The sequence below is a fragment of the Streptomyces sp. NPDC003248 genome (genome assembly GCF_055563235.1).
Genome location: NZ_JBVHDT010000010.1, coordinates 109,022 through 133,668, shown reverse-complemented (window position 1 = coordinate 133,668; position 24,647 = coordinate 109,022). Strand labels below are relative to the sequence as shown.

The following is a 24,647-nucleotide window of genomic DNA, read 5'->3' as shown; positions in this document are numbered from 1 at the left end:
CCGGAGCCCGGAGACCGCCGGTAGCCCGGAGGTGCCCGTGCCGCCGGGCCGGCCGGCCCGTACCGTACGCGTCAGGCGGCCGTCCTGCCGCACAGCCGTGCCGCGGACGTGCCCTTCGCCGCGGTGGGGCGCGTAGTCTCGGGCGGGATGAACACCATTCCTCCGCGGCTCGATCACCTCGTCCTCGCCACCCCCGATCTGGCGGCCACGGTCGCCCAGTTCACCCGGCGCACCGGGGTGGCGCCCGCCCCCGGTGGCGCGCACGTCGGGCTCGGCACCCGCAACCACCTGGTGGGCCTGGGCGGTCGCGCCTATCTGGAGATCATCGGACCGGACCCGCGGCAGCCCGATCCGCCCGGCCCCCGCCCCTTCGGCGTCGACGGGCTCGGCACCCCGCGGACCGTCACCTGGGCGATCGCCGTACCCGACCTGGACGGCACGGTCGCGGCCGCCCGCGCGGGGGGCTACGACCCCGGCGACGTACGGGCGATGAGCCGGCGCCGGCCCGACGGCACGCTGCTGGAGTGGCGGCTGACCGAGGGCGGCGTCCCGCACCCGTCCGGCCTGGTCCCCTTCCTGATCGACTGGGGCTCCACGGTCCACCCCACCGCCTCGGGCCTGCCCGTGACCCCGCTGCTCGAGGTGTCGGCGACCGCCCCCGACCCCGACGGGATCCGCCCCCTGCTGGCCGCGCTCGGCACCGGCCTCGAGATCGCCGAGGGGCCGGTGGGGCTCTCCTTCACGCTGGACACACCGCGCGGGCCGGTGACCTTCGCCTGACGGAGGTGGCACCTCCCCGCACGCGGCCGGCAGGTGTCCGTTTCCTTCAAGACCTGCCGGCCGCAAGCTGCTTACGGTGGCCGCATGACTCCACGATTCGATGCCGTCGGCCTGGTCGTCTCCGACATGGCCGCCTCCGTCGCCTTCTACCGCCGGCTCGGGTTCGCGTTCCCCGACGGCGCCGAGCGGGAGCCGCACGCCGAGGCCGGGCCGCCGGACGGGGTGCGGCTGCTGCTGGACACCGAGGAGACCGTGCGGTCCTTCCACCCCGCCTGGCGGGCGCCGGCCGGCGGCGGCCGGGCCTCACTCGCCCTGCGGTGCGACGGACCGGCCGAGGTGGACGCCGTGTACGAGGACCTGGTGGGCGCCGGGTACCACGGGGAGCTCAAGCCGTGGGACGCCTTCTGGGGCCAGCGGTACGCCGTCGTGCACGATCCCGACGGCAACGGGGTCGACCTGTTCGCGCCGCTGCCCCAGTAGCCCGGTCAGCGTCGTACCGGTCAACCGCCGCACCTCGCGGGCGAGATGCGCCTGGTCGGCGTAGCCGGCGCGGGCGGCGGTGGCGGCGTGCGGGAGGCCGCCGCGGGCCAGTGCGAGGGCCCGCTGGAGGCGCAGGACCCGGGCCAGGGTCTTGGGCCCGTAGCCGAAGGCGGTCAGTGAACGGCGGTGCAACCGGCGTGCGCCGAGGCCGAGTTCGTCGGCGAGCGCGGCGACGGGGCGGCCCGCCGCCAGGCCGGTGACCAGGCGGCGCAGTGCGGGGTCGGGCCCGGCCGCCCCCTCCGGTCCCGCCAGCTCCAGCGCGAGGGCTTCGAGTGCCGTCGCCGGGTGCGCGGCGGCCTCGACGCGGGCGCGCAGCCGCCGTACCCGGGCGGCCGGCCACAGGTCGGCCAGGTCCACGCGCCGGTCGCGCAGCTCGTGGGCGGGCACGCCGAGCAGGCCGGGCGCCGTACCGGGGTAGAACCGCAGGCCGGCCCAGCGCGCGGGCGGGCCGTCGGGGACGTGGGCGCGGGTGTCGGGGCCGGCGACCAGGAGTGCCCCGCCGTTCCAGAGCAGGTCCATGCAGCCGTCGGGCAGGACGGGGTGCGCACCGTCGCTCGCCGGGGTGTTCGTCCACACGACCGCGCCGGGCAGCCGGGAGGGCCGTTCCGCGTACACGGGGCCACGGTACGCCGCCGCGGCTCACCCGGCCCGTGCCCGGTGTTCCCGGGGGCTGACCCCGTAGACCCGTTTGAAGGCGCTGGAGAGGGCGAAGGCGCTGCCGTAGCCGACCTGGCGGGCGATCGCACCGACCGTGTCGCCGGTGTCGCGCAGCAGGTCGGCGGCGAGGGCGAGGCGCCGGCCGGTGAGGTACGTCATCGGCGGTTCCCCGACGAGCTCGGCGAAGCGGCGGGCGAGGGCGGCCCGGGAGACGCCCGCCTCGGCGGCGAGGGAGGCCACCGTCCACGGCTGGGCCGGGTCGTCCTGGACGAGCCGCAGCACACGGCCCACGACGGGGTCGGCACTCGCCCGGTACCAGGCCGGCGCCGCCGCCTCGGGCCGGGAGAACCAGGCCCGCAGGGCGGCGATGACGAGCAGGTCGAGCAGACGGTCCAGGACGGCCTCCTGGCCGGGTTCGTCCCGGCCGATCTCCTCCGTCAGCAGCGGGGTGAGCGGGCACTGCCACACCGCGGGGGTGAGGGACAGCAGCGGCGGCAGCGCGTCCAGCAGCCGGCCGCTGATCTCCCCGTCCATCAGGTACGTCCCGATCAGCACCACCGTGGAGCCGTCCGGCCGGTCGCCCCAGGCACGGGTCCCCAGGTCCATGGAGCCGTTCAGGGACCGTCCGTCGGGGCGGGCGCACCGTCCCCCCGGCAGGACCAGCGCCTGCGGGGCGGTGGCGGGGTCGTCGGCGCAGGTGTAGGCGCCGGGGCCGCGCGCGATGGCGAGGTCGCCCGCCGTGAGCCGGACCCGCTCGCCCTCGTCCGGCACGACCCAGCCCTCGCCGCGCACCATCAGCATCACCGTCAGGGGTGCCCGGTCCTCCACGCGCACCGCCCACGGCGGGTCGAAGCACGCGCGGATCATGAGGGCGCCCCGCGCGCGCGTCCCGTCCAGCAGGCCCGCGAGGGGATCCCCCCGCGAGACCGTGTTCGAGCGCGGGGAAGCGTCCATGCCGACAGCGTAGACGGGCGCTTATGGGAATGAGCCGTTCGGCGATGGGCCCGTGCGGTGCACGCCAGTTGACTGGACGCATGACGCGGAACACGGCACAGGACACGGCGGGGAACACGGCAGAGGGCACGGCGCGGGACACGGCAGAGGGCACGGCACAGGACACGGCGCGGGACACGGCGAAGGGCACGGCGCGGGGCCTGACGATGACGGTGACCGGCGCGACCGGTCGTACGGGGGCACGCGTGGCGCGGGCCGCGCGCGAGGCCGGGCTGACGGTGCGGGCGGCCTCGCGGGCGATGGGCTTCGACTGGGAGGAGCGGTCGACGTGGGCGCGGGCACTGCGCGGCGCGGACGCCGCCTATCTGGTCCACCCGACCGACGTCGGCACCCCGGAGGCGGCCCGCGCGGTCGGGGAGATCGCCCGCGAGGCGGCGGGGCTGGGCGTACGGCATCTGGTGCTGCTGTCGGCCCGGGGCGAGGAGCGGGCCCGGCCGGCCGAGGAGGCGCTGCGGACGTCGGGCGCGGACTGGACGATCGTGCGGGCCGCGTGGTTCTCGCAGAACTTCAGCGAGGGCCCGCTGGCGGAGGAACTGCGGCTGAGCGGCGGGCTGGTCTTCCCGGCCGCCCCGGACGTGCGGGAGCCCTTCGTCGACGTGCGGGACATCGCGGACGTGGTGGTGGCGGCGCTGACCGGCGGCGACCGGTACCTGGGGCGGGAGCTCGACCTGACGGGGCCGCGGCCGGTGGCGTGGGGCGAGGCCGTCGCGGAGATCGCCGCGGCGGCCGGGCGCGAGCTGGCCTACCGGGCGGTGCCGTCGCGCGAGTACCGCGAGCACTTGACCGGGTTCGGGGTGCCGGCGCGGGAGGCCGACTTCCTCGTCGAGCTGTTCGAGGAGATGCTCGACGGCCACAACGCGCATCTCACGGACGGGGTGCGGCAGGTGCTGGGCCGGGAGCCGCGCGACTTCGCGGAGTTCGCGAAGGAGGCAGCGGCGGCGGGCACCTGGGCGTGACGCCGGGCGTTCACTTCTCGGGGGGCGGGGGCTCCTCCCCGTTCCCGCTCCCCTTGGGGAACGTCTTCGCGTGCGTGCGCAGCCGGCCGGTCACGTCCTCCGGCGGCAGGAACCGCGACCACCGCTCGGGGAACTCGGACGGCATGTCGGGGTCGTCGGGGTCGTCGTGCGTGCGGGCGGCGGCCATGCGGGCGACGTACTCCGCGGCCTCCTCCTCGCGCAGCCGCTCGTTGGCGGCGCGCGCCGCGGCGGTCGCGGCGGCCGGCCAGACCCGGTCGATGGCGGCGTTCACGGCGGCGCCGACGAGCACGGCGAAGGCGGACACGCCGATCCACAGCAGGACGGCGACGGCGGCGGCGAGAGAGCCGTAGATGGTGGCGCCCTCGATGGTGCTCTGGAGGTAGATGCGCAGGAGGAAGCTGCCCAGCACCCACATCGCGAGGGCCACCAGGGCGCCGGGCACGTCCTCGATCCACGGGGAGCGCACCGGCACGGAGACGTGGTAGAGCGTGGTCAGGAAGGCGATCGACAGGACGATCACGACCGGCCAGTACAGGACCTGCACGACCGTCGTCGACCACGGCACGATCCGGACGACGGCGTCGGGCCCGGCGACCATCAGCGGCAGCGCCACCGACCCGATCAGCAGGGCGGCGATGAACAGCAGGAACGCCACCAGGCGGGTCTTGACGATGCCGCGGACGCCGTCCAGGCCGTACATGACGGTGATGGTGTCTATGAAGACGTTCACCGCGCGGGAACCCGACCACAGGGCGAACAGGAAGCCGATGGAGATGACGTCGGGCCGGCCGCCCGCCATCACGTCGTCGAGGATCGGCTGGGCGATCTGCGTGACGCCCTTGTCGGACAGGACGGTGCGGGACGCGTCGAGGAGGTTGCTCTCCAGGCTGCTGATGGTGTCGGTGCCGGTCCAGTCGTCGACGTAACCGAGCAGGCCGATGAGGCTCAGCAGCAGCGGCGGCACGGACAGCAGGGTGAAGAAGGCGGCCTCCGCGGCGAGGCCGAGGATGCGGTACTCGATGCAGGAGTTGACGGTGTCCTTGAGCAGCAGCCAGGCGGTCCTGCGCTTGGAGACGTTGCGGTAGAGGGCACGCGCGCGGTGGAGACGCCCGAAGGGGACCTCGGGCCGCTCGGGCCGCTCGGAAGGCTGACTTGCTGGCTGCACGCCTTAAAGGTATCCGCCGTACGGGGCTGCGCTCACCTCCGGTGGGACCCGGCCGCGGTCGCCCGCCTCCGGGGGCCCGGTCGCGGTCGCCGCCGGCGCGCGGCCCGCGGCTACGGTGCCCGGACCTGCCGTGGGCGTGACACCCCCGGGGGCGTCGGCCCCCCGCCATGGACGCGGCACACACGGCATGCTTCGGCCCCGTCATGGCGTGGACACGCACAGGAGGCGTCGGCCCCGCCACGGACGCGGCACCGCGTGGGGTGTCCGGCCGTCGTCGTGCCGGGCACGCGCGCGTGAGGCCGTCGGGCCGGCAGCCGGGCCTTGCGCAGCTCCGTCCCGGCCGGGCACGCGCGCGTGAAGCCGCGGCCCCTCCCGCGAGCCGTCCCCGTACGAGCGGCAGCCGGGCACGCGCGCGTGAGGCCGTCGGTGTCCTGGGGTCATGAGCGGTCCGGCCGGGGGTAGGTTCGCCGTATGGCAGGCAGCACGCACACCGTGACCAACCAGCCCCCGCCGCTGCTCGGGTACGACGTCTACGGCGCCGACCGGGCCCTGGTGGACGCCGTGGAGCGGCATCTCGATCCGGAGCTGCTCGACGAGGCCCGGGGGGATCTGTCGGCCCTCGGACGGGCCGCCGGGTCGGCGCAGCTCCACGAGTGGGCGATCCAGGCGAACGAGAACCCGCCCACCCTCCGCACCCACGACCGTCACGGCCACCGGATCGACGAGGTCGAGTTCCATCCGGCCTGGCACCGGCTGCTCGGCAAGGGCGTGAGCGCCGGGCTCACGTCGGCGTGGGTCCGGCCGGGCGGGCATGTGCGGCGGGCGGCGGGGTTCGTGGTGTGGACGCAGGTCGAGGCGGGCAACGGGTGCCCGCTGTCGATGACCCACGCGGCCGTGCCCGCCCTGCGGACCGACCCGGAGCTGGCCGCCGAGTGGGAGCCGCGGCTGACGTCGACGCTGTACGAGCGCGAGCTGCGGCCCGCCCGTCTGAAGGCGGGCGCGCTGTTCGGCATGGGGATGACGGAGAAGCAGGGCGGCAGCGACGTCAGGGCGAACACGACGTCGGCGCGGCCGCTCGCCGAGGACGGGACGTACGAGCTGACCGGGCACAAGTGGTTCTGCTCGGCGCCGATGTCCGACGGCTTCCTGGTGCTGGCCCGGGCGCCGGAGGGGCTGACCTGCTTCCTCGTCCCCCGGGTGCTGGAGGACGGCACCCGCAACCCGTTCCTGCTCCAGCGGCTGAAGGACAAGCTGGGCAACCGGTCGAACGCGTCCGCCGAGGTCGAGTTCGACGGGACGTGGGCGCGCCGGGTCGGCGAGGAGGGACGTGGGGTGCGGACCATCATCGGGATGGTCGCGGCGACCCGGCTGGACTGCGTGCTCGGCTCGGCGGGCCTGATGCGGGCGGCCGTGGCGCAGGCGGTGCACCACTGCGCGTACCGCGAGGCGTTCGGCGGGAAACTCCTCGACAAGCCGCTGATGCGCAATGTTCTGGCCGATCTCGCGGTGGAGTCGGAGGCGGCCACGGCGCTCGGGCTGCGTCTGGCGGCGGCCTACGACGACGACGGTGAGCAGGAGCGGGCACTGCTGCGGATCGCGGTGCCGGCCGCGAAGTACTGGGTGACCAAGCGCTGTACGCCGGTGACGGTGGAGGCGGCGGAGTGCCTGGGCGGCAACGGGTACGTGGAGGAGTCGGGGATGCCGCGGCTGGTGCGCGAGTCGCCGCTGAACTCCGTCTGGGAGGGCGCGGGCAACGTCCAGGCGCTGGACCTGCTGCGGGCGCTGCGCAGGGAGCCGCAGGCGCTGGACGCGTATCTGCGGGAGGTGGGACGGGCGCGGGGCGCCGACCACCGGCTGGACGCGGCGATCAAGGACCTGCTGACCGAGCTGGCCGACCTGGAGGGAGCCGAGGCGCGGGCGCGGCGGCTGGCGGAGCGGTTCGCACGGGTGCTCCAGGGTGCGCTGCTCGTACGGTTCGCGCCGCCGGAGGTCGCCGACGCGTTCTGTGCGTCGCGGCTCGGCGGGGACGGCGGGTCGGCCTTCGGCACCCTGCCCCACAGCCTGGACCTGGCGGCGCTGGTGGAGCGGGCCCGGCCGCTCGTCTGACCTGGGACGGGGCAGATGCGGGGGTGGTGCTGCGCCGACACGGCACCACCCCCGCCGCATGGCCCTGCGAGGCCAGTGACGCCGCTCGGGACGGCGCGCCACAAGTTTTGGACAGCGAGTGGATGTTGGCCAGGGTTGCAGAGGGTTGCAACGTGTCGGACTCGCTGTCCGGAGTGTGCCCCTCCGTGACCTGCGGACGGCAAGATGGGACCCCGAGTGAGACCGGAAACAGTCGGCGCAGGAGCTTGACACCCGGTCCTGTGACTGTGTGTTCACCGGGAGGCTCCAGTGGCGAAGTCGCCGATGACCGTGCCGCAGCTCGCGGCCGTCGACGCCGCGCGGGCGGCGCGGATGCTCAACGAGGTGCGCGACGCCAAGCTCTCCGGCCGCCGGACGAGGATCGCGCCCCGGCCGGTGATCGAGCAGTCCTGGGAGCGGATGCTGCGCAGCGGCGTGGACCCCGAGCACGACTTCAGAGCCGGGCTGCTCAGTGTGGACGAGGTGCGCCGGCGCCGTGAGCGGTCACCGCTGCGGGAGGTGCTGCCGGTGCTGCGGGAGGGGCTGCTGTCGGTGGCGGACGCGGCCCGCCACATCATGGTCGTCGCCGACGACGAGGGCCGGGTGCTGTGGCGGGAGGGCTGTTCCCCGGTGCTGCGCCGGGCCGACGGACTGGGTTTCGAGGTGGGCGCGGACTGGCGGGAGGAGGTCGTCGGGACGAACGGGATCGGGACGCCCGCGGTGGTGCGCCGGCCCGTCCAGGTGTTCGCGGCCGAGCACTTCGTGCGCTCGCACGCGGCGTGGACCTGCGCCGGCGCCCCGATCACCGATCCGCGGGACGGCCGGCTGCTGGGCGTGGTGGACGTGAGCGGGCCGCTGGAGACGATGCATCCGGCCACGCTCGCCTGGGTCGACGCGGTGGCCAAGCTCGCCGAGGCGAAGCTGCGCGAGCTGCACCTGGGGGCGCTGGAGCGGCTGCGGGCGGTGGCGGCGCCGGTGCTGGCCCGGCTCGGCGGCCGGGCGGCGGTGGTGGACCGGGACGGCTGGACCGCGGCCGTGAGCGGGATGCCGTACGCGGCCCGGATCACGCTGCCCAGGTCGACCTCGCCGGGCCGCCGGTGGCTGCCGGTGCTGGGGCTGTGCTCGGTGGAGCCGCTGGCGGGGGGCTGGCTGGTGCGCGCGCTGGAGGGCGCCGCGGAGCCGCTGCCGCGCGGCACCACCCGGATCGAGCTGGACGTGACGCGGCCGCGCCGGTGGTCGGTGGCGGTGACCGGCGGGGCGGGGGCGTGGTCGCACGAACTCAGTCCCCGGCACGCCGAGTTGCTGTACCTGCTGGCGGTGCACCGGGGCGGGCGCAGTGCGGCGGGGCTGGCGGCGGACGTGTTCGGCGATCCGGGGCGGACGGGGACCGTCCGGGCCGAGTTGTCCCGGGTGCGGCGGTACCTCGGGGGACTCCTGGAGCACCGGCCCTACCGGTTCCCCGAGGACGCGGAGGTGGCGGTGCTCCTGCCGGACGACCCGAAGGACCTCCTGCCGCACTCCATGGCGCCCGCCGTGGCCGAGGCACGGGCGACGGACCCCGTGTCCTGACGACGGCCGCCCTGCCACGCCCACGACTCCCCCGGCGCCCCCGCCCGGCCCCGTTCCCCGGCATCCCGTCGCCCGACACCCCGCTGCCCGGCATCCCGTCGCCCGACACCCTGACACCCCGCTACCCCGCTACCCCGCTACCCCGCTACCCCGCTACCCCGCTACCCCGCTACCCGGCATGCCGTTACCTGACCTACCGTCGCCCGGTATCGCCACCCGCTCGAACTTCCTCACGTCGGCCGTCAGTTCCGGTTCGGACACGACGAGCACGTCCCAGCCACGACGACCGTGTCCCCACCCCGGCGCCCTCGCCCTGGCGCCCGGACCCGGCGCCCCGGGCGCGCCTCACCCGCCCTGGCCACGGCTTTCGCGTCGTGGCCGGGGCGGACGCGGATTTCGTACCGTACGGCGCTCTCGTCTCCTTTTCCGTGCCGTGCGCCCGCGTGTGCCGCCGCGACTTCCGCACATCTGCGAGGTCCGGGCCCGGGCGGACGCCCACTGCCGTAGCATCCCCCTACGGGTCACCCCACCTGCTCCTCGGTCAACGTAAGGATCAACAGGCGCAGTTGGCCCCGCCTCGGGAGGACGAATGAAACATCGTGGCCGACATCGCCGGCACAGGCGGGGCAGGGCACTGCGTGCGTTCCTGACCGGAACGGCGCTGGCGCTCACCGCCGCCGCCACCATGATCAGCGCCTCCCAGGCGACGGTCGCGGACGGCCCCGGGGCCCTGGAGCCGCTCACCGCCTCCACCGACACCGAAGCCCTGCGGCTGACGGAGAACCTGGTGCCGCGGGCCTCCCTGGACCGGCTCGCCGCGGAGATGGGTCCGCCGGTCGGCGTCGGCGCGGTGCTCGACGACGCCGACCGCACCCTGCGCGACGCGGCCGGCTGTACGGCCGCGGAGCGGCGGGCGCTCCCCGTCTCCCCCTCCGCCACGCACGCCTACTGCTGGGACGCCGAGGACACCCGGGGCTGGCAGCCGGGCGCGGTGACCACCTCCGGCGAGGCCGACGACGACGGGCTGTGGGGCGCGCACCGGGTGATCCTCTCCGGCTGGTCGCGCAGCACCGGCCCGAGCACCGACCGGGGCCTGGCCCGGGTCGCCTTCGTCGACGCGGGCGAACCGGACCGCCTCGCCTACACCTGGGCGCTGCTCGCCGTACCGGTCGAGGGCGGCCGCGACTACCGCGGACTGGTCTCGCGTGTCTCGGGCATGGCCTGGTCCGAGGACAAGCTGCTGGTCACCGCCGACGAGGAGGACGGCACCGCGCTGTACGTCTACGACCTGAACCGCGTCCAGCGCGCCACCGTCAGCGGTGCGGCGATCGGGCGGGTACCCGGCGGCTGGTCGGCGTACGGCAGCCGCTACGTCCTGCCCGCCGTCGCCTCCTACCGGCTGGACGGCGGCGCGGACGCCCCGCGCCCGGCCACCGTCTCCCTCGACCGCAGCACCTCCCCCGACACCCTGGTCGCCGGGGAGTGGACCCTCGACGACAGCGACCGGGGCGCCCGGCTGTGGCGGTACGCCCTCGATCCGGCGCCCGGCCGGACCGGGCTCCTCGCCTCCGACGCGGCCGGACGGGTCCGGGTGACCGAGGCGTACCGCACGAAGGCGACCGGGGTACGGGGCGTGCTCGCGCACGGCTCGGCCTGGTACCTGACCCGGGCGGCCGCCACGGACCACCGGCACGGGACGCTGTGGCGGCAGGACACCGACGGGGCACGGGGCGCCACCTGCGGCGCCGACGGCAGCCGCACCTGCTGGAGCACCCGGACCGAGTCCCTCTCCTACTCGGCGCGGACCGGCGAGGTCTGGACGCAGTCCGGCCGGGTGCTGTTCGCGCTGCCCCTGGCCTCCGTCGACCGGGCGGCGAAGTGACGGACGCGATCGACAGACCGGCGGAGCGGATGATTCCCTGAACGGCATGACCAACATCCCCGTGACCACCTGGTCCCTGGAGCAGACCGCGCCGAGTGACCTGCTGCCGGCCGCCGCGCCCGAGGGCGACGTCCGGATCGTCCGCTCCGAGGTCCCCTCGCCCGAGTTCAGCCGCTTCCTGTACGCCTCCGTCGGCGGCGACATCCGCTGGACCGACCGGCTGGGCTGGAGCCACGCGCGCTGGCAGGAGCACCTCGAGCGGCCGGGCCTGGAGACCTGGGTGGCCTACGACCGGGGCACGCCGGCCGGGTACGTGGAGCTCGAACCCGGGGACGACGCGGTGGTGGAGATCGGTTACTTCGGCCTGATCCCCGCCTTCCGCGGACGGCGGATCGGCGGGCACCTGCTGTCCTACGGCGCGGCCCGCGCCTGGGACCTGGGGGACCGCTGGCCCACGCTGCCGCCGACCAAGCGGGTGTGGCTGCACACGTGCAGCAAGGACGGCGAGTACGCCATGGACAACTACCTGCGGCGCGGCTTCCGGCTCTTCGACACCAAGGTCGAGGAGGAGGCCGAGGTCGCCGCCCCGGGCCCCTGGCCGGGCGCATACCCAGCCTGACCTGCGCGGACAAGACACCGTGCAGCACATGTGACCGATGCCACCCTTGTCTCACTCTTCGGGACAAGGGTGTCCGCATGACGGACGAAGCTGGACTCTGTCCAGATCGCCGTGACACGCTTTCGTCATGTCTGGAACTGGAATTGCCTTGGTGAGTCGGCGGCACGTCGACCTCGGCCGCATGTCCAGCGCCATCTGTCCGGCGAGCTGACGAGCCGCAGCACCGCCGACACACCCCTTCCAGAACTTCCCGCCCGCGCAATGGCGCGCAGGTATGCCCATGCGCCCGTACGCGCAGGTCAGCGTCGCATTCCGCCTGTCCCGAAGGACGTATTCACCATGGCCGCCACCCCGCAGAACCCTGCCGCCTCCGCGCCCCGCCGCAAGGTGAGCCGTCACCGCGGTGAGGGTCAGTGGGCCGTGGGTCACTTCACCCCGCTCAACGGCAACGAACAGTTCAAGAAGGACGACGACGGTCTCAACGTGCGGACGCGTATTGAGACGATCTACTCCAAGCGGGGCTTCGACTCGATCGACCCCAACGACCTGCGCGGCCGGATGCGCTGGTGGGGGCTCTACACCCAGCGCAAGCCCGGGATCGACGGCGGCAAGACCGCGATCCTGGAGCCGGAGGAGCTGGACGACGAGTACTTCATGCTGCGGGTCCGCATCGACGGCGGCCGGCTCACCACCCAGCAGCTGCGCGTGATCGGCGAGATCTCGCAGGAGTTCGCGCGCGGCACCGCGGACATCACCGACCGGCAGAACGTCCAGTACCACTGGATCCGCATCGAGGACGTGCCGGAGATCTGGAACCGGCTGGAGGCGGTCGGCCTGTCCACCACCGAGGCCTGCGGTGACACCCCGCGTGTGATCCTCGGCTCGCCCGTGGCCGGCATCGCCGAGGACGAGATCATCGACGGCACCCCGGCCATCGAGGAGATCCACCGCCGGGTCATCGGCAACCCGGCCTTCTCGAACCTGCCCCGCAAGTTCAAGACCGCGATCTCCGGCTCGCCGCTGCTGGACGTGGCGCACGAGATCAACGACGTCGCGTTCGTCGGCGTCGTCCACCCCGAGCACGGTCCCGGCTTCGACGTCTGGGTCGGCGGCGGCCTGTCCACCAACCCCAAGATCGGTGTCCGGCTCGGCGCCTGGGTCCCGCTGGACGAGGTCCCGGACGTCCACGAGGGCGTCGTCTCCATCTTCCGCGACTACGGCTACCGGCGGCTGCGCAACCGCGCCCGGCTGAAGTTCCTGGTCGCGGACTGGGGCCCGGAGAAGTTCCGCCAGGTGCTCCAGGACGAGTACCTCAAGCGCACGCTCGTCGACGGTCCCGCCCCGGCCCAGCCCGTGGAGCGCTGGCGCGACCACGTCGGTGTGCACCGGCAGAAGGACGGCCGCTACTACGTCGGCTTCGCCCCGCGCGTGGGCCGCGTCGACGGCACCACCCTGACGAAGATCGCCGACCTGGCCGAGGCCCACGGCTCGGGCCGGGTCCGCACCACCGTCGAGCAGAAGATGATCGTGCTGGACGTCGAGGAGGCGCAGGTCGAGTCGCTGGTCGAGGCCCTGGAGGCGCTGGACCTGACCGCCAAGCCCTCCCCGTTCCGGCGCGGCACCATGGCCTGCACCGGCATCGAGTTCTGCAAGCTGGCCATCGTCGAGACCAAGGCGCGGGGCTCCGCGCTCATCGACGAGCTGGAGCGCCGCCTGCCGGACTTCGACGAGCCGCTCACCATCAACCTCAACGGCTGCCCGAACGCCTGCGCCCGTATCCAGGTGGCGGACATCGGTCTCAAGGGCCAGCTGATGCTCGACGACCGCGGTGAGCAGGTCGAGGGCTACCAGGTGCACCTCGGCGGCGCGCTCGGCCTGGAGGCCGGCTTCGGCCGGAAGGTCCGCGGCCTGAAGGTGACCTCGGAGCAGCTGCCCGACTACATCGAGCGCGTCCTGAAGCGGTTCCAGGCGGAGCGCGAGGACGGCGAGCGGTTCGCCGCCTGGGCCGCGCGCGCCTCCGAGGAGGCCCTGTCATGAGCGAGCGGGCGGCCCCCTTCTACTGCCCCTACTGCGGCGACGAGGACCTGCGTCCCAGCGAGCAGGGCCACGGCGCCTGGGAATGCGCGGCGTGCAACCGCGCATTCCAGCTGAAGTACCTCGGGCTCCTCGCCCGTGGCGTTCAGCGAGCCGACAACGGAGGGGATGACCGGATATGACGACGGCTCAGGAAGCTCGTGAAGCTCGCGTCGAGGACGAGTTGAAGGCACTCGCCGAGCAGGCCGGACGCGACCTGGAGGACGCCTCCGCGCTGGAGGTCCTCCAGTGGGCCGTGGACACCTTCGGCGAGCAGTTCTGTGTGACGTCCTCCATGGAGGACGCCGTGGTGGCCCATCTGGCGTCCCGCGTCCGCAAGGGCGTCGACGTGGTGTTCCTCGACACCGGCTACCACTTCCCCGAGACCATCGGCACCCGGGACGCGGTCGAGGCCGTGATGGATGTGAACGTCATCACCCTCACCCCGCGCCGGACGGTCGCCGAGCAGGACGCCGAGTACGGTCCGAAGCTCCACGACCGCGACCCGGACCTGTGCTGCAAGCTCCGCAAGGTCCAGCCGCTGGAGGAGGGCCTGCGAGGGTACCGGGCCTGGGCGACCGGGCTGCGCCGCGACGAGTCCCCGACCCGGGCGAACACCCCGGTCGTCGGCTGGGACGAGAAGCGCCGCAAGGTCAAGATCTCCCCCATCGCCCGCTGGACCCAGGACGACGTCGACGCCTACGTCGCCGAACACGGCGTCCTGACCAACCCGCTGCTGATGGACGGCTACACCTCCGTCGGCTGCGCCCCCTGCACCCGCCGGGTCCTGGAGGGCGAGGACGCGCGCGCCGGCCGCTGGGCGGGCCGCGCCAAGACCGAGTGCGGGCTGCACGGATGACGGACACCAAGGTCATTCATACGACTCCCACAGCTCCTGTTGCTACTGCTGTTACAGAAGCGATCACTGCGACCCAGGAGAATCACGTGACGACCGGAGCCACCGTCTGGCTCACGGGTCTGCCGAGTGCCGGCAAGACCACCATCGCGTACGAGCTGGCCGGCCGGCTGCGCGAGGAAGGCCACCTCGTCGAGGTGCTCGACGGCGACGAGATCCGCGAGTTCATCTCGGCGGGCCTCGGCTTCAGCCGCGAGGACCGGCACACCAACGTGCAGCGCATCGGCTTCCTCGCCGATCTGCTCGCCCGCAACGGCGTCAAGGCGCTGGTGCCGGTGATCGCGCCGTACGCCGACAGCCGTGACGCGGTCCGCAAGCGGCACGAGGCGAGCGGCACGGCCTACGTGGAGGTGCACGTGGCGACCCCGGTCGAGGTGTGCAGCGAGCGCGACGTCAAGGGCCTGTACGCCAAGCAGGCGGCGGGCGAGCTGTCCGGCCTCACCGGCGTCGACGACCCGTACGAGGTGCCCGCGTCGCCCGATCTGCGGATCGAGTCGCAGAACCAGACCGTGCAGGAGTCCGCGGCGTCGGTCTACGCGCTGCTCAGCGAGAGGGGACTGGCGTGACGACCGTCGCCAAGACCAAGGGGGGCGAAGAGGGCACCGACAGCCCGTACGCCCTCAGCCACCTCGACTCGCTGGAGTCGGAGGCGGTGCACATCTTCCGCGAGGTGGCGGGCGAGTTCGAGAACCCGGTGATCCTGTTCTCCGGCGGCAAGGACTCGATCGTCATGCTGCACCTGGCGCTCAAGGCGTTCACGCCGGCGCCGGTGCCGTTCTCGCTGCTGCACGTGGACACCGGGCACAACTTCCCGGAGGTCATCGAGTACCGCGACCGCACGGTCGCCCGGCACAACCTGCGGCTGCACGTCGCCTCGGTGCAGGACTACATCGACCGGGGTGTGCTCAAGGAGCGCCCGGACGGCACCCGCAACCCGTTGCAGACCCTGCCGCTGACGGAGAAGATCCAGTCGGAGAAGTTCGACGCGGTCTTCGGCGGCGGCCGCCGCGACGAGGAGAAGGCCCGCGCCAAGGAGCGCGTGTTCTCCCTGCGGGACGAGTTCTCCCAGTGGGACCCCCGCCGTCAGCGCCCCGAGCTGTGGAACCTGTACAACGGGCGCCACGCCCCCGGCGAGCACGTCCGCGTGTTCCCGCTGTCCAACTGGACCGAGCTCGACGTCTGGCAGTACATCGCCCGCGAGGAGATCGAGCTGCCCCAGATCTACTTCGCGCACGAGCGCGAGGTGTTCGCGCGCGGCGGCATGTGGCTGACCGGCGGCGAGTGGGGCGGGCCCAAGGACGGCGAGACCGTCGAGAAGCGGCTCGTCCGCTACCGGACCGTCGGCGACATGTCCTGCACGGGCGCCGTCGACTCCGACGCGGTGACGCTGGAGCAGGTCATCGCCGAGATCGCCGCGTCCCGGCTGACGGAGCGCGGCGCCACCCGCGCCGACGACAAGCTCTCCGAGGCCGCGATGGAAGACCGTAAGCGCGAGGGGTACTTCTAAGCATGAGCACGACCACGACCGAGGAACTCTCGGCCACGACCCTGCTGCGGTTCGCCACCGCCGGCTCCGTCGACGACGGCAAGTCCACTCTCGTCGGCCGGCTGCTGCACGACTCCAAGTCGATCCTCACGGACCAGCTCGAGGCCGTGGAGCGCGCCTCGGCGAGCCGTGGCGCGGAGGGCCCGGACCTCGCGCTGCTCACGGACGGCCTGCGCGCCGAGCGCGAGCAGGGCATCACCATCGACGTCGCGTACCGCTACTTCGCCACTCCGCGCCGCCGGTTCATCCTCGCCGACACGCCCGGCCACGTGCAGTACACCCGCAACATGGTCACCGGTGCCTCCACGGCCGAGCTGACGGTGATCCTGGTCGACGCGCGCAACGGCGTCGTCGAGCAGACCCGCCGGCACGCGGCGATCGCGGCCCTGCTGCGCGTCCCGCACGTCGTGCTCGCCGTGAACAAGATGGACCTGGTCGACTACCGGGAGTCCGTGTTCGCCGCGATCGCCGAGGAGTTCACGGCGTACGCCACCGAGCTGGGCGTCCCGGAGGTCACCGCGATCCCGATCTCGGCGCTCGCCGGGGACAACGTGGTGGAGCCGTCCGCCCACATGGACTGGTACGGCGGCCCGACCGTCCTGGAGCACCTGGAGACCGTCCCGGTCAGCCACGACCTGGCGCACTGCCACGCGCGGCTGCCCGTGCAGTACGTGATCCGGCCGCAGACCGCCGAGCACCCGGACTACCGGGGCTACGCGGGCCAGATCGCCGCCGGCACGTTCCGGGTGGGCGAGCAGGTCACCGTCCTGCCGTCCGGGCGGACGACGACGGTCGCCGGGATCGACCTGCTCGGCCGGGCCGTCGACGTGGCGTGGACGACGCAGTCGGTGACGCTGCTGCTCGCGGACGACATCGACGTCTCGCGCGGCGACCTGATCGTGCCGAGCAAGGACGCGCCGGCCACCACGCAGGACGTCGAGGCCACCGTGTGCCACGTCGCCGACCAGCCGCTGACCGTCGGGCACCGGGTGCTGCTCAAGCACGGCACCCGCACGGTCAAGGCGATCGTCAAGGACATCCCGTCCCGCCTCACCCTCGACGACCTCTCCCTGCACCCGCACCCGGGGCAGCTCGTCGCCAACGACATCGGCCGGGTGAAGATCCGCACCGCGGAGCCGCTGCCGGTGGACTCCTACGCCGACTCGCGCCGCACGGGCTCGTTCATCCTGATCGACCCCAGCGACGGCACCACGCTCACGGCGGGCATGGTCGGCGAGTCGTTCGCGGCCCCCGAGCCCGTACGGGACGAGGCCGAGGACGACGGGTGGGACTTCTGACATGACCACCGGCCACTGCGTGACGTGCCCGAAGGGGGGCGGCCGCGTCGGCAGCGGCCCGCTCGGCCGCGGGCAGGGCTCAGTGGCGCGAGGTGCGTGGTGAGGTCCGCGCCGCGTCCGCGCGACCTCACCCGCCGAGCACCGTCCCGGACGAGACGAACAGACTTGCCGAACTCCCGGCCACGACCAGCCACACCGTGACCGCCGGGCCAACGAGAGGAACACCTCCCGTGCCTGCCACACCCAGCCTCCGCCGTGCCTTCGCGGTGATGGCCGTCCTCCCCCTGCTGGCCCTCGCCGCCTGCGGTTACGGGTCGAGGGCCCAGGACGCGTCGTCCGCCCAGCAGATCGCCGCCGGGGCGGAGAAGATCGACGGACTCGACTCCGTGAAGATCGGCTACTTCGGCAACCTGACCCACGGGACCGCGCTCGTCGGGGTGAACAAGGGCTACTTCCAGAAGGCCCTCGGCGCCACCAAGGCCACCTACCAGGTGTTCAACGCGGGGCCGTCCGAGATCGAGGCCCTCAACTCCGGCTCCCTCGACATCGGCTGGATCGGCCCCTCCCCCGCCATCAACGGCTACACCAAGTCCTCGGGCAAGAACCTCCGCATCATCGGCGGCTCCGCCTCCGGCGGCGTCAAGCTCGTCGTCGACCCGGACAAGATCAAGTCCGTGAAGGACGTCAAGGGCAAGAAGATCGCCACCCCCCAGCTCGGCAACACCCAGGACGTCGCCTTCCTCAACTGGATCTCCGACCAGGGCTGGAAGGTCGACGCCGAGAGCGGCAAGGGCGACGTCTCCGTCGTCCGCACCGACAACAAGACCACCCCCGACGCCTACAGGTCCGGCTCCATCGACGGCGCCTGGGTGCCCGAGCCCACCGCCTCCAAGCTGGTGTCCGAGGGCGCCAAGGTGCTCATCGACGAAGCGGACCTGTGGCCCGACAAGAAGTTCGTGATCACGAACATCATCGTGTCGCAGACGTTCCTCGAGGAGCACCCGAAGGCCGTCGAGGCCGTGCTGAAGGCGTCGGTCGAGGCCAACGCGTACATCGGCGCCCACCCCGACGAGGCGAAGACCGCCGCCAACGCGCAGCTGGAGTCGGACTCCGGCGCGGCACTGCCCGCGGACGTCCTGGACCCGGCGTGGGAGTCCATCCGGTTCACCGACGACCCGCTCGCCTCCACCCTCAAGACCGAGGCGGCGCACGCGGTGCAGGCCGGCCTGCTGGAGGACCCGGAGCTGGACGGCATCTACGACCTCACCCTCCTGAACAAGGTCCTCGCGGCCGAGGGCGAGAGCACCGCCGACGACGCCGGCCTCGGCGCCGAGTAGAGCCCCAGTCGCATGAGTTCCCAGGAGGTGACGACCATGGCCACGACCCTCGTCAAGGCGGACAGCGCCGAGTCGGTGGGGTACGCCGCCCGCATCGAGCACGTCTCGAAGTCCTTCGCCGGGCCCGCGGGGCAGCAACTCGTCCTGGACGACATCAGCCTCGATGTCGCGCCGGGCGAGTTCGTCACCCTGCTGGGTGCCTCCGGCTGCGGCAAGTCCACGCTGCTGAACCTGGTGGCGGGGCTCGACCGGCCCACCGCCGGCAGCATCAGCACCGACGGGCGTCCCGCTCTGATGTTCCAGGAGCACGCCCTGTTCCCGTGGCTGACCGCGGGCAAGAACATCGAGCTCGCCCTGAAGCTGGGCGGGGTCGCGAAGAACGAACGGCGCGACCGGGCCGAGGAACTGCTCGAACTGGTCCGTCTGAAGGGCTCGTACGGCAAGCGGGTGCACGAGCTGTCCGGCGGTATGCGCCAGCGTGTCGCGATGGCGCGCGCCCTCGCGCAGGACGCCCGGCTGCTGCTGATGGACGAGCCGTTCGCGGCCCTCGACGCCATCACCCGGGACGTGCTGCACGACGAACTGACCCGCATCTGGTCGGAGACCGGACTGTCGGTCCTGTTCGTCACGCACAACGTGCGGGAGGCGGTACGGCTCGCCCAGCGCGTCATCCTGCTCTCCTCCCGGCCCGGCCGGGTGGCCCGCGAGTGGACGGTCGGCCTTCCGCAGCCCCGTCGCATCGAGGACGCCCCCGTGGCCGAACTGTCCCTGGAGATCACAGAAGTCCTGCGTGGGGAGATCCGCCGTCATGGCCAGCACTGAGACGAAGACGACGGACGAGCGGACCGGGAGCGCCGACGACGACCGGCAGACCGCCTCGGTCGAGGCGGGCCTGGACGCCCTGGAGACCGGTGTCACCAGCCGTACGTCCTTCCGTCAGACCTTCGTCGGCAAGGTCCTGCCGCCGGTCGTCGCCGTCGCGGTGGTCCTGGTGGTCTGGCAGGCCCTGGTCTCCTTCAAGATCGTCGATGATCCGACCAAGCTGCCCTCGCCCGCCGACGTCGGCGGCGAGTTCCGCGACGCCTGGCTGGAAGGCAGGTTCTTCGGATACATCTGGACCAGCGTCTCGCGCGGTCTGCTGGGCTTCCTGCTGGCGCTCGCCATCGGCACCCCGCTGGGGCTGCTGGTGGCCCGCGTGAAGTTCGTGCGCGCGGCCATCGGGCCGATCCTGTCCGGACTCCAGTCGCTGCCGTCGGTGGCCTGGGTGCCGCCGGCCGTCATCTGGCTGGGCCTGAACAACTCGATGATGTACGCGGTGATCCTCCTCGGCGCGGTCCCGTCCATCGCCAACGGCCTGGTCTCCGGCATCGACCAGGTGCCGCCGCTGTTCCTGCGGGCGGGCCGCACGATGGGCGCGACCGGGCTGAAGGGGGCCTGGCACATCGTCCTGCCCGCCGCGCTCCCCGGCTACCTGGGCGGTCTGAAACAGGGCTGGGCCTTCTCCTGGCGCTCGCTGATGGCGGCGGAGATCATCGCCTCCTCCCCCGACCTGGGCGTCGGCCTGGGCGCGCTGCTGGAGAACGGCCGCAACGCCAGCTCCATGTCGATGGTCTTCGAGGCGATCATCCTGATCCTGTTCGTCGGTATCGCGATCGACCTGCTGATCTTCAGTCCGCTGGAGCGGCGGGTGCTGCGCGGCCGGGGTCTGCTGGTGAAGGGCTGACATCCCATGCACAGAGAGCCGGTCCTCCTCGTCATCGCCCACGGCAGCCGCGATCCGCGGCACGCGGCGACCGTCCACGCCCTGGTGCGCCGGGTGCGGTCGCTGCGGCCCGGGCTGCGCGTGGAGACCGGCTTCCTGGACTTCAACGTCCCGTCCGTGCAGGGGGTGCTGGAGTCCCTGGCGGCGGAGGGCGTCCGTGACGTCGTGGCACTGCCGCTGCTGCTGACGCGCGCCTTCCATGCGAAGGCGGACATCCCGGCGGTCCTGCGGGACGCGCCGCAGCGGCTGCGGATCCGCCAGGCGGAGGTCCTCGGACCGTCGCCGCTGCTGCTGTCCGCGCTGGAACGGCGGCTGTACGAGGCGGGGCTGTCGCCCGCCGACAGGTCCTCCACCGGGGTCGTGCTGGCCTCGGCGGGGTCCACCGACCCGGAGGCGATCGCGGTGATCGCCGATATCGCGCGGGAGTGGTGGCACACCGGTTGGTGCGCCGTGCGGCCCGCGTTCGCCTCCGCCTCCCTGCCGCGCACCGAGGACGCGGTGCGCGAGCTGCGGGAACTGGGCTGCTCGACGGTGGCGGTCGCCCCCTACGTCCTGGCACCCGGCTTCCTGCCGGACCGTATCGCGCGGGGCGCGGCCGGGGCGGACGTCCTCGCCGAGGTGCTGGGCCCGGCGCCCGAGGTGGCGCGGGTGCTGCTGGAACGCTACGACGCGGCCCGGGTGCCCCGGCTAACCGCCATCGGCGCGTAGGGGCGCCGGTCCGGCGCGTCACGGCGTGAGCCGGTTCCGCGGTGAGCCGGTTCCGCCGTGAACCGGTCCCGCCGTGAACCGGTCCCGCCGTAAGCCGGTCACGCGGTGAACCGGTTCCGCGCGCCGGGACGGCGTGCGCTCAGATCTCCCGGCCGGACCGGGCGGGCTCCGGGGACTCCGCGGACCCGGCCGACCCGGCCGACCCGGCGGACCCTGCCTCAGCGGCCTCGACGGCCTCGTCGGCCAGCCGGGCCAGTTCCCTCAGGGGCAGCGAGCCGGGCGGCCGGCGCTCGTGCGCGAAGGTGTTCGCGAGGTGTTGCAGCAGTTCGTTCAACGGTGTCGGTACGCCGTGGGGGCGGCCGAGATACGTGATCTCGCCTCCGCCCCGCGGCGGGGTCACCCCCCGGTCATCTCCACCAGCTTGACCACGGTGTTCCAGTTGCGGGTGGTGGCGATCAGCCGCTTGTTCCCTCGGGGCTTGGAGAGCTGTTCGGCGAGTTTGGAGCGGCCCAGGCCGTCGGGGGCGTACAGGTACAAGGCGCGGTCGCCGAGGTGGAACTCCTCGGGCAGGAAGGCGGCCCGGTCGATGCCGGTGAAGCGGTCGGGCCCGACGGGGGCGGAGAGATAGGTGACGTGGAGCTGTCTGGCCTCCAGGTCGGCGGCCGGGAACGGGCAGGCCTCGGCGACGGCCCTCAGATAGGCGTGGTCGCGCACGATCACGTCGACGCCGAACCCGAACCGCGTCTCGATCGCGCCCGCGATCTCCGCGGCGAGGGTGTCCTCGTCCCCGTGAGCGGAGGAGAAGACCGCCTGGCCGCTCTGGAGATAGGTGCGCACACCGCCGAGTCCGAGGCCTTCCAGGAGGGCGCGCAGGTCGGCCATCGGGACCTTCCGGGCCCCGCCCACGTTGATGCCGCGCAGCAGCGTCGCGTATGTCGTCGTCATCCGCCCACCCTAGGGCGCTTCTGTCCCAGGTCGGCCGCCGCGCCCCGTGGGGGTGGGCGCGGTGGCCGCGGGGCCCGGTCCGGCGGGACGGGTTGGCGAAACTCTGGTGGAAGGGGAACGCTGCCGGACGGACCGGGCGGCCGCGTCGCGCCCCTGATCACGGCCCCCGAGACCGCCGGCATAGATGTAAGGGCCCGCCTCCTCCCGTGCGGTGAGGCGCCGGGGTCCGAGGGGAGGAGCCGTGCGGCCGGTACCTCACCGGGCAGTACGACGAGATGGCTTTATGCCGCCCCTACCGTCGAAGCGGAAGGTGGCGGCAGGGGGCCGCCACCGCACCTCGAGGGGGCAGCCCGTCATGGGGAACGGAGATTCACGGGTGCGGGGCATCGCCGCGCGGGCCGGCGGCTGGAGCGCCCGGCACCGCTGGGCGGCCGTCGGCATCTGGGTGCTGTTCGTCGTCCTGGCCATGGGGCTCGGGTCGGCGGCGGGCCGGGTCGACGTCGACGACAGCGACCAGCTCAAGGGCGAGACGCACACCGCCGCCCGGATCGTCGAGGACGCCGGGATCGAGGAGCCGGCCGGTGAGACGGTCCTCGTCCAGGCGAAGGACGGCGAACTGAAGGCCACCGACGCCGAGTTCCGCGCGGCCGTCGAGGCGGTCGTCACGGCCGTCGAGGGCACCGGCGAGGCCACCGACGTCACCTCGCCGTACGACACGCGGACGATCTCGGAGGACGGCCGCAGCGCGCTGGTGCAGTTCGACATCAGGGGCGACTCCGCCACCGCGGGCGAGCGGGTGGAGCCGGTGCTGGAGGCCGTCCAGGGCGTGCAGGAGGACCACGCGTCGCTGCGGATCGAGGAGATCGGCGGCGCCAGCATGATGAAGACGTTCGACGACGCCTTCGGGGACGACTTCCAGAAGGCCGAGTACTCCGCGGTGCCGGTGGCCCTCGGTATTCTGCTCATCGCCTTCGGCGCGCTGGTCGCGGCGCTGCTGCCGGTGCTGCTGGCGATCACCGCGATCGTGGCGACGATGGGCCTGATGGGCGTGGTCAGCCACGTCATGCCGATGAGCGACACCGCGAACTCCGTGATGCTGCTGGTGGGTCTGGCCGTCGGCGTCGACTACTGCCTGTTCTACCTGCGCCGGGAGCGTGAGGAGCGGGCCGCCGGCCGGGACCCGCAGACCGCGCTGCGGATCGCCGCCGCGACCAGTGGCCGTGCGATCGTCGTCTCCGGTGTGACGGTGTGCGTGGCGATGGCGGGCATGCTGTTCACCGGGCTCGCCGAGTTCGAGGCGATGGGCCTGGCCTCGCTGATGGTCGTGGCCGTGGCGATGGTCGGCTCCGTGACGGTGCTGCCCGCGCTGCTGTCGCTGCTGGGCGAGCGGGTCGAGAAGGGCCGGATCCCCTTCCTGCGGCGCCGCGGCACCACCGGCACCGCACGCACCGCACGCACCGCCCGCACCACCGGCACCGGTGACAACGGCGGCAACGGCGGCAACGGCGGGAGCCGGTTCTGGACGGCCGTCCTCAAGGGTGTGCTCGCCAAGCCCGTCGTCTCCGTGGTCGTCGCGACCGGCGCCCTGCTCGCCGTCGCGGCGCCCGCGCTCGGCATGAAGACCCAGCAGCTCACCCTGGACCAGGAGTTCGGCGACTCGCTGCCCATCGTCCAGACGTACAACCGGCTCAACGAGGCGTTCCCCGGCGGCTCCGAGCCGGCCGAGGTCGTCGTGAAGGCGAAGGACATCAACGCGCCCGAGGTGCGGGCGGCGCTCGCCGACTTCCGTGAGCGGGCGGTCGCTTCGGGCGCCTCGCGCGGGCCCGTCGAGATCAAGCTGCACGACGCGCAGAACGTCGCCTTCGTGTACGTGCCGCTGGTCGGCGGCTCCGATCTGGACAAGGTGGGCGCGAGCCTGGACATGCTGCGGGACGAGGTGCGGCCGGCGACCCTCGGCGCGGTCGACGGCGTCGAGGCGCCGATCACCGGGCAGGTGGCCGGTTCGAAGGACTTCAACGACCAGCTCGCCGGAGCCGTCGTCCCGGTCTTCGCCTTCGTCGTGGTCTTCGCCTTCGGGCTGATGCTGCTGTCGTTCCGCTCGCTGACGATCGCGCTCACCTCGATCGTGCTGAACCTGCTGTCGGTGGGGGCGGCCTACGGCATCCTCGTGGCGGTCTTCCAGCACGGCTGGGGCGCCTCCCTGGTGGGCGCGGAGGGCGTCGGCGCCATCGTCACCTGGCTGCCGCTGTTCCTCTTCGTGATCCTGTTCGGGCTGTCGATGGACTACCACGTGTTCGTGGTCTCGCGGATCCGTGAGGCACGGCTGCGGGGCCGGACGACGAGGGACGCGATCACCCACGGCGTCGTCACCACGGCGGGTGTCGTGACCAGCGCCGCCGTCATCATGGTCGCCGTCTTCGCGATCTTCGGCACGCTGTCCATGCAGTCCATGAAGCAGATGGGCGTGGGTCTCGCGGCGGCGGTCCTGATCGACGCGACGGTGATCCGGGGCGTGCTGCTCCCGGCGGTGATGGCGCTGCTGGGCGAGCGCAACTGGTACCTGCCGAAGTGGCTGCACCGGCTGCCCGACCTCACCCACGACGAGGCGCCGGACGCCGTCGCCGCGCCGGTGACGCACGACGACGAGGGCGAGCCCGTACGGGTCTGACGCGCACCGCCTTCCTCCGGCCGGGGGCCCGTCGACCACAGGGGAGTCGACGGGCCCCCTCGTGTGC

The 24,647-nt window shown here is 73.2% G+C and carries 23 protein-coding genes and 1 pseudogene; 19 read left to right on the top strand and 5 right to left on the bottom strand.

What is annotated here, in order from left to right; genetic code table 11:
* Positions 1 to 147: 147 nt before the first annotated feature.
* Together ACZ3KJ_RS23355 and ACZ3KJ_RS23350 are read left to right on the top strand one after the other, a co-directional pair.
* A complete protein-coding gene (locus tag ACZ3KJ_RS23355; RefSeq protein ID WP_467529661.1) occupies positions 148 to 780 on the top strand; it encodes a VOC family protein in 633 nt (210 codons plus the stop codon).
* Between the two features lie 84 nt (positions 781 to 864).
* Positions 865 to 1,260 (top strand): VOC family protein, encoded by a 396-nt coding sequence (locus tag ACZ3KJ_RS23350; RefSeq protein WP_467529659.1) that lies wholly within the window; start codon positions 865 to 867, stop codon positions 1,258 to 1,260.
* Here the strand turns inward: ACZ3KJ_RS23350 and ACZ3KJ_RS23345 are convergent.
* Positions 1,252 to 1,935: pseudogene (locus ACZ3KJ_RS23345) on the bottom strand (helix-turn-helix domain-containing protein); the annotation flags it as partial. The gene ACZ3KJ_RS23350 and the pseudogene ACZ3KJ_RS23345 sit on opposite strands and share 9 nt — an antisense overlap.
* A gap of 24 nt (positions 1,936 to 1,959) precedes the next feature.
* Entirely contained in the window at positions 1,960 to 2,931 is a 972-nt protein-coding gene (locus ACZ3KJ_RS23340) for an AraC family transcriptional regulator (RefSeq protein WP_467529657.1), read from the bottom strand.
* Positions 2,932 to 3,137: 206 nt separating this feature from the next.
* Here ACZ3KJ_RS23340 and ACZ3KJ_RS23335 point away from each other — a divergent pair, with 206 nt between their 5' ends.
* On the top strand, positions 3,138 to 3,947 hold the full coding sequence (locus ACZ3KJ_RS23335; RefSeq protein WP_467529905.1) for an NmrA family NAD(P)-binding protein: 810 nt from the start codon (positions 3,138 to 3,140) through the stop codon (positions 3,945 to 3,947).
* Between the two features lie 10 nt (positions 3,948 to 3,957).
* Here the strand turns inward: ACZ3KJ_RS23335 and ACZ3KJ_RS23330 are convergent, their stop codons facing one another.
* Positions 3,958 to 5,133: a YihY/virulence factor BrkB family protein gene (locus ACZ3KJ_RS23330; RefSeq protein WP_467529655.1), complete on the bottom strand. Its 1,176-nt coding sequence runs from the start codon at positions 5,131 to 5,133 to the stop codon at positions 3,958 to 3,960.
* A 471-nt stretch (positions 5,134 to 5,604) separates the two neighbouring features.
* On the opposite strand from ACZ3KJ_RS23330, the gene ACZ3KJ_RS23325 reads away from it, so the two are divergent.
* From ACZ3KJ_RS23325 to ACZ3KJ_RS23255, 15 genes are all read left to right on the top strand, one after another.
* Positions 5,605 to 7,239: an acyl-CoA dehydrogenase family protein gene (locus tag ACZ3KJ_RS23325; protein ID WP_467529653.1), complete on the top strand. Its 1,635-nt coding sequence runs from the start codon at positions 5,605 to 5,607 to the stop codon at positions 7,237 to 7,239.
* Positions 7,240 to 7,542: 303 nt separating this feature from the next.
* A complete protein-coding gene (locus tag ACZ3KJ_RS23320; RefSeq protein ID WP_467529904.1) occupies positions 7,543 to 8,826 on the top strand; it encodes a GAF domain-containing protein in 1,284 nt (427 codons plus the stop codon).
* Between the two features lie 589 nt (positions 8,827 to 9,415).
* The gene (locus tag ACZ3KJ_RS23315; protein WP_467529651.1) at positions 9,416 to 10,708 is read left to right on the top strand and encodes a hypothetical protein; all 1,293 of its coding nucleotides are present in this window, start codon (positions 9,416 to 9,418) and stop codon (positions 10,706 to 10,708) included.
* 46 nt (positions 10,709 to 10,754) lie between these two features.
* On the top strand, positions 10,755 to 11,327 hold the full coding sequence (locus ACZ3KJ_RS23310) for a GNAT family N-acetyltransferase (protein WP_467529650.1): 573 nt from the start codon (positions 10,755 to 10,757) through the stop codon (positions 11,325 to 11,327).
* 127 nt (positions 11,328 to 11,454) lie between these two features.
* Complete coding sequence (locus tag ACZ3KJ_RS23305) at positions 11,455 to 11,538, top strand: putative leader peptide (protein WP_309486338.1); 84 nt, start codon at positions 11,455 to 11,457, stop codon at positions 11,536 to 11,538.
* Positions 11,539 to 11,666: 128 nt separating this feature from the next.
* Complete coding sequence (locus ACZ3KJ_RS23300) at positions 11,667 to 13,364, top strand: nitrite/sulfite reductase (RefSeq protein WP_467529648.1); 1,698 nt, start codon at positions 11,667 to 11,669, stop codon at positions 13,362 to 13,364.
* Positions 13,361 to 13,543: a hypothetical protein gene (locus ACZ3KJ_RS23295; RefSeq protein WP_385066436.1), complete on the top strand. Its 183-nt coding sequence runs from the start codon at positions 13,361 to 13,363 to the stop codon at positions 13,541 to 13,543. Before ACZ3KJ_RS23300 ends, ACZ3KJ_RS23295 begins: the two co-directional genes overlap by 4 nt.
* Positions 13,540 to 14,259: a phosphoadenylyl-sulfate reductase gene (locus ACZ3KJ_RS23290; RefSeq protein ID WP_467529646.1), complete on the top strand. Its 720-nt coding sequence runs from the start codon at positions 13,540 to 13,542 to the stop codon at positions 14,257 to 14,259. Before ACZ3KJ_RS23295 ends, ACZ3KJ_RS23290 begins: the two co-directional genes overlap by 4 nt.
* 62 nt (positions 14,260 to 14,321) lie before the next feature.
* Entirely contained in the window at positions 14,322 to 14,882 is a 561-nt protein-coding gene (gene cysC, locus ACZ3KJ_RS23285) for an adenylyl-sulfate kinase (RefSeq protein WP_467529902.1), read from the top strand.
* Complete coding sequence (gene cysD / locus ACZ3KJ_RS23280) at positions 14,879 to 15,823, top strand: sulfate adenylyltransferase subunit CysD (RefSeq protein ID WP_467529644.1); 945 nt, start codon at positions 14,879 to 14,881, stop codon at positions 15,821 to 15,823. Before cysC ends, cysD begins: the two co-directional genes overlap by 4 nt.
* 2 nt (positions 15,824 to 15,825) lie before the next feature.
* On the top strand, positions 15,826 to 17,160 hold the full coding sequence (locus ACZ3KJ_RS23275; RefSeq protein WP_467529642.1) for a sulfate adenylyltransferase subunit 1: 1,335 nt from the start codon (positions 15,826 to 15,828) through the stop codon (positions 17,158 to 17,160).
* 230 nt (positions 17,161 to 17,390) lie between these two features.
* Complete coding sequence (locus ACZ3KJ_RS23270; protein ID WP_467529640.1) at positions 17,391 to 18,497, top strand: aliphatic sulfonate ABC transporter substrate-binding protein; 1,107 nt, start codon at positions 17,391 to 17,393, stop codon at positions 18,495 to 18,497.
* A 12-nt stretch (positions 18,498 to 18,509) separates the two neighbouring features.
* Positions 18,510 to 19,319 (top strand): ABC transporter ATP-binding protein, encoded by an 810-nt coding sequence (locus tag ACZ3KJ_RS23265; protein WP_401693136.1) that lies wholly within the window; start codon positions 18,510 to 18,512, stop codon positions 19,317 to 19,319.
* Positions 19,306 to 20,220 (top strand): ABC transporter permease, encoded by a 915-nt coding sequence (locus ACZ3KJ_RS23260; protein WP_467529638.1) that lies wholly within the window; start codon positions 19,306 to 19,308, stop codon positions 20,218 to 20,220. The genes ACZ3KJ_RS23265 and ACZ3KJ_RS23260 overlap by 14 nt, the downstream gene beginning before the upstream one ends.
* 6 nt (positions 20,221 to 20,226) lie before the next feature.
* Positions 20,227 to 20,967, top strand: coding sequence for a sirohydrochlorin chelatase (locus ACZ3KJ_RS23255; RefSeq protein ID WP_467529636.1), 741 nt, complete (start codon positions 20,227 to 20,229; stop codon positions 20,965 to 20,967).
* A gap of 139 nt (positions 20,968 to 21,106) precedes the next feature.
* Here ACZ3KJ_RS23255 and ACZ3KJ_RS23250 read toward each other — a convergent pair whose 3' ends face one another.
* Together ACZ3KJ_RS23250 and ACZ3KJ_RS23245 are read right to left on the bottom strand one after the other, a co-directional pair.
* The gene (locus tag ACZ3KJ_RS23250; RefSeq protein ID WP_467529635.1) at positions 21,107 to 21,367 is read right to left on the bottom strand and encodes a hypothetical protein; all 261 of its coding nucleotides are present in this window, start codon (positions 21,365 to 21,367) and stop codon (positions 21,107 to 21,109) included.
* Positions 21,364 to 21,912: a DUF1697 domain-containing protein gene (locus tag ACZ3KJ_RS23245; protein WP_467529633.1), complete on the bottom strand. Its 549-nt coding sequence runs from the start codon at positions 21,910 to 21,912 to the stop codon at positions 21,364 to 21,366. The genes ACZ3KJ_RS23250 and ACZ3KJ_RS23245 overlap by 4 nt, the downstream gene beginning before the upstream one ends.
* A 355-nt stretch (positions 21,913 to 22,267) precedes the next feature.
* On the opposite strand from ACZ3KJ_RS23245, the gene ACZ3KJ_RS23240 reads away from it, so the two are divergent.
* Positions 22,268 to 24,580, top strand: a complete 2,313-nt coding sequence (locus ACZ3KJ_RS23240) for an MMPL family transporter (RefSeq protein ID WP_467529631.1) — start codon at positions 22,268 to 22,270, stop codon at positions 24,578 to 24,580.
* Positions 24,581 to 24,647 lie beyond the last annotated feature (67 nt).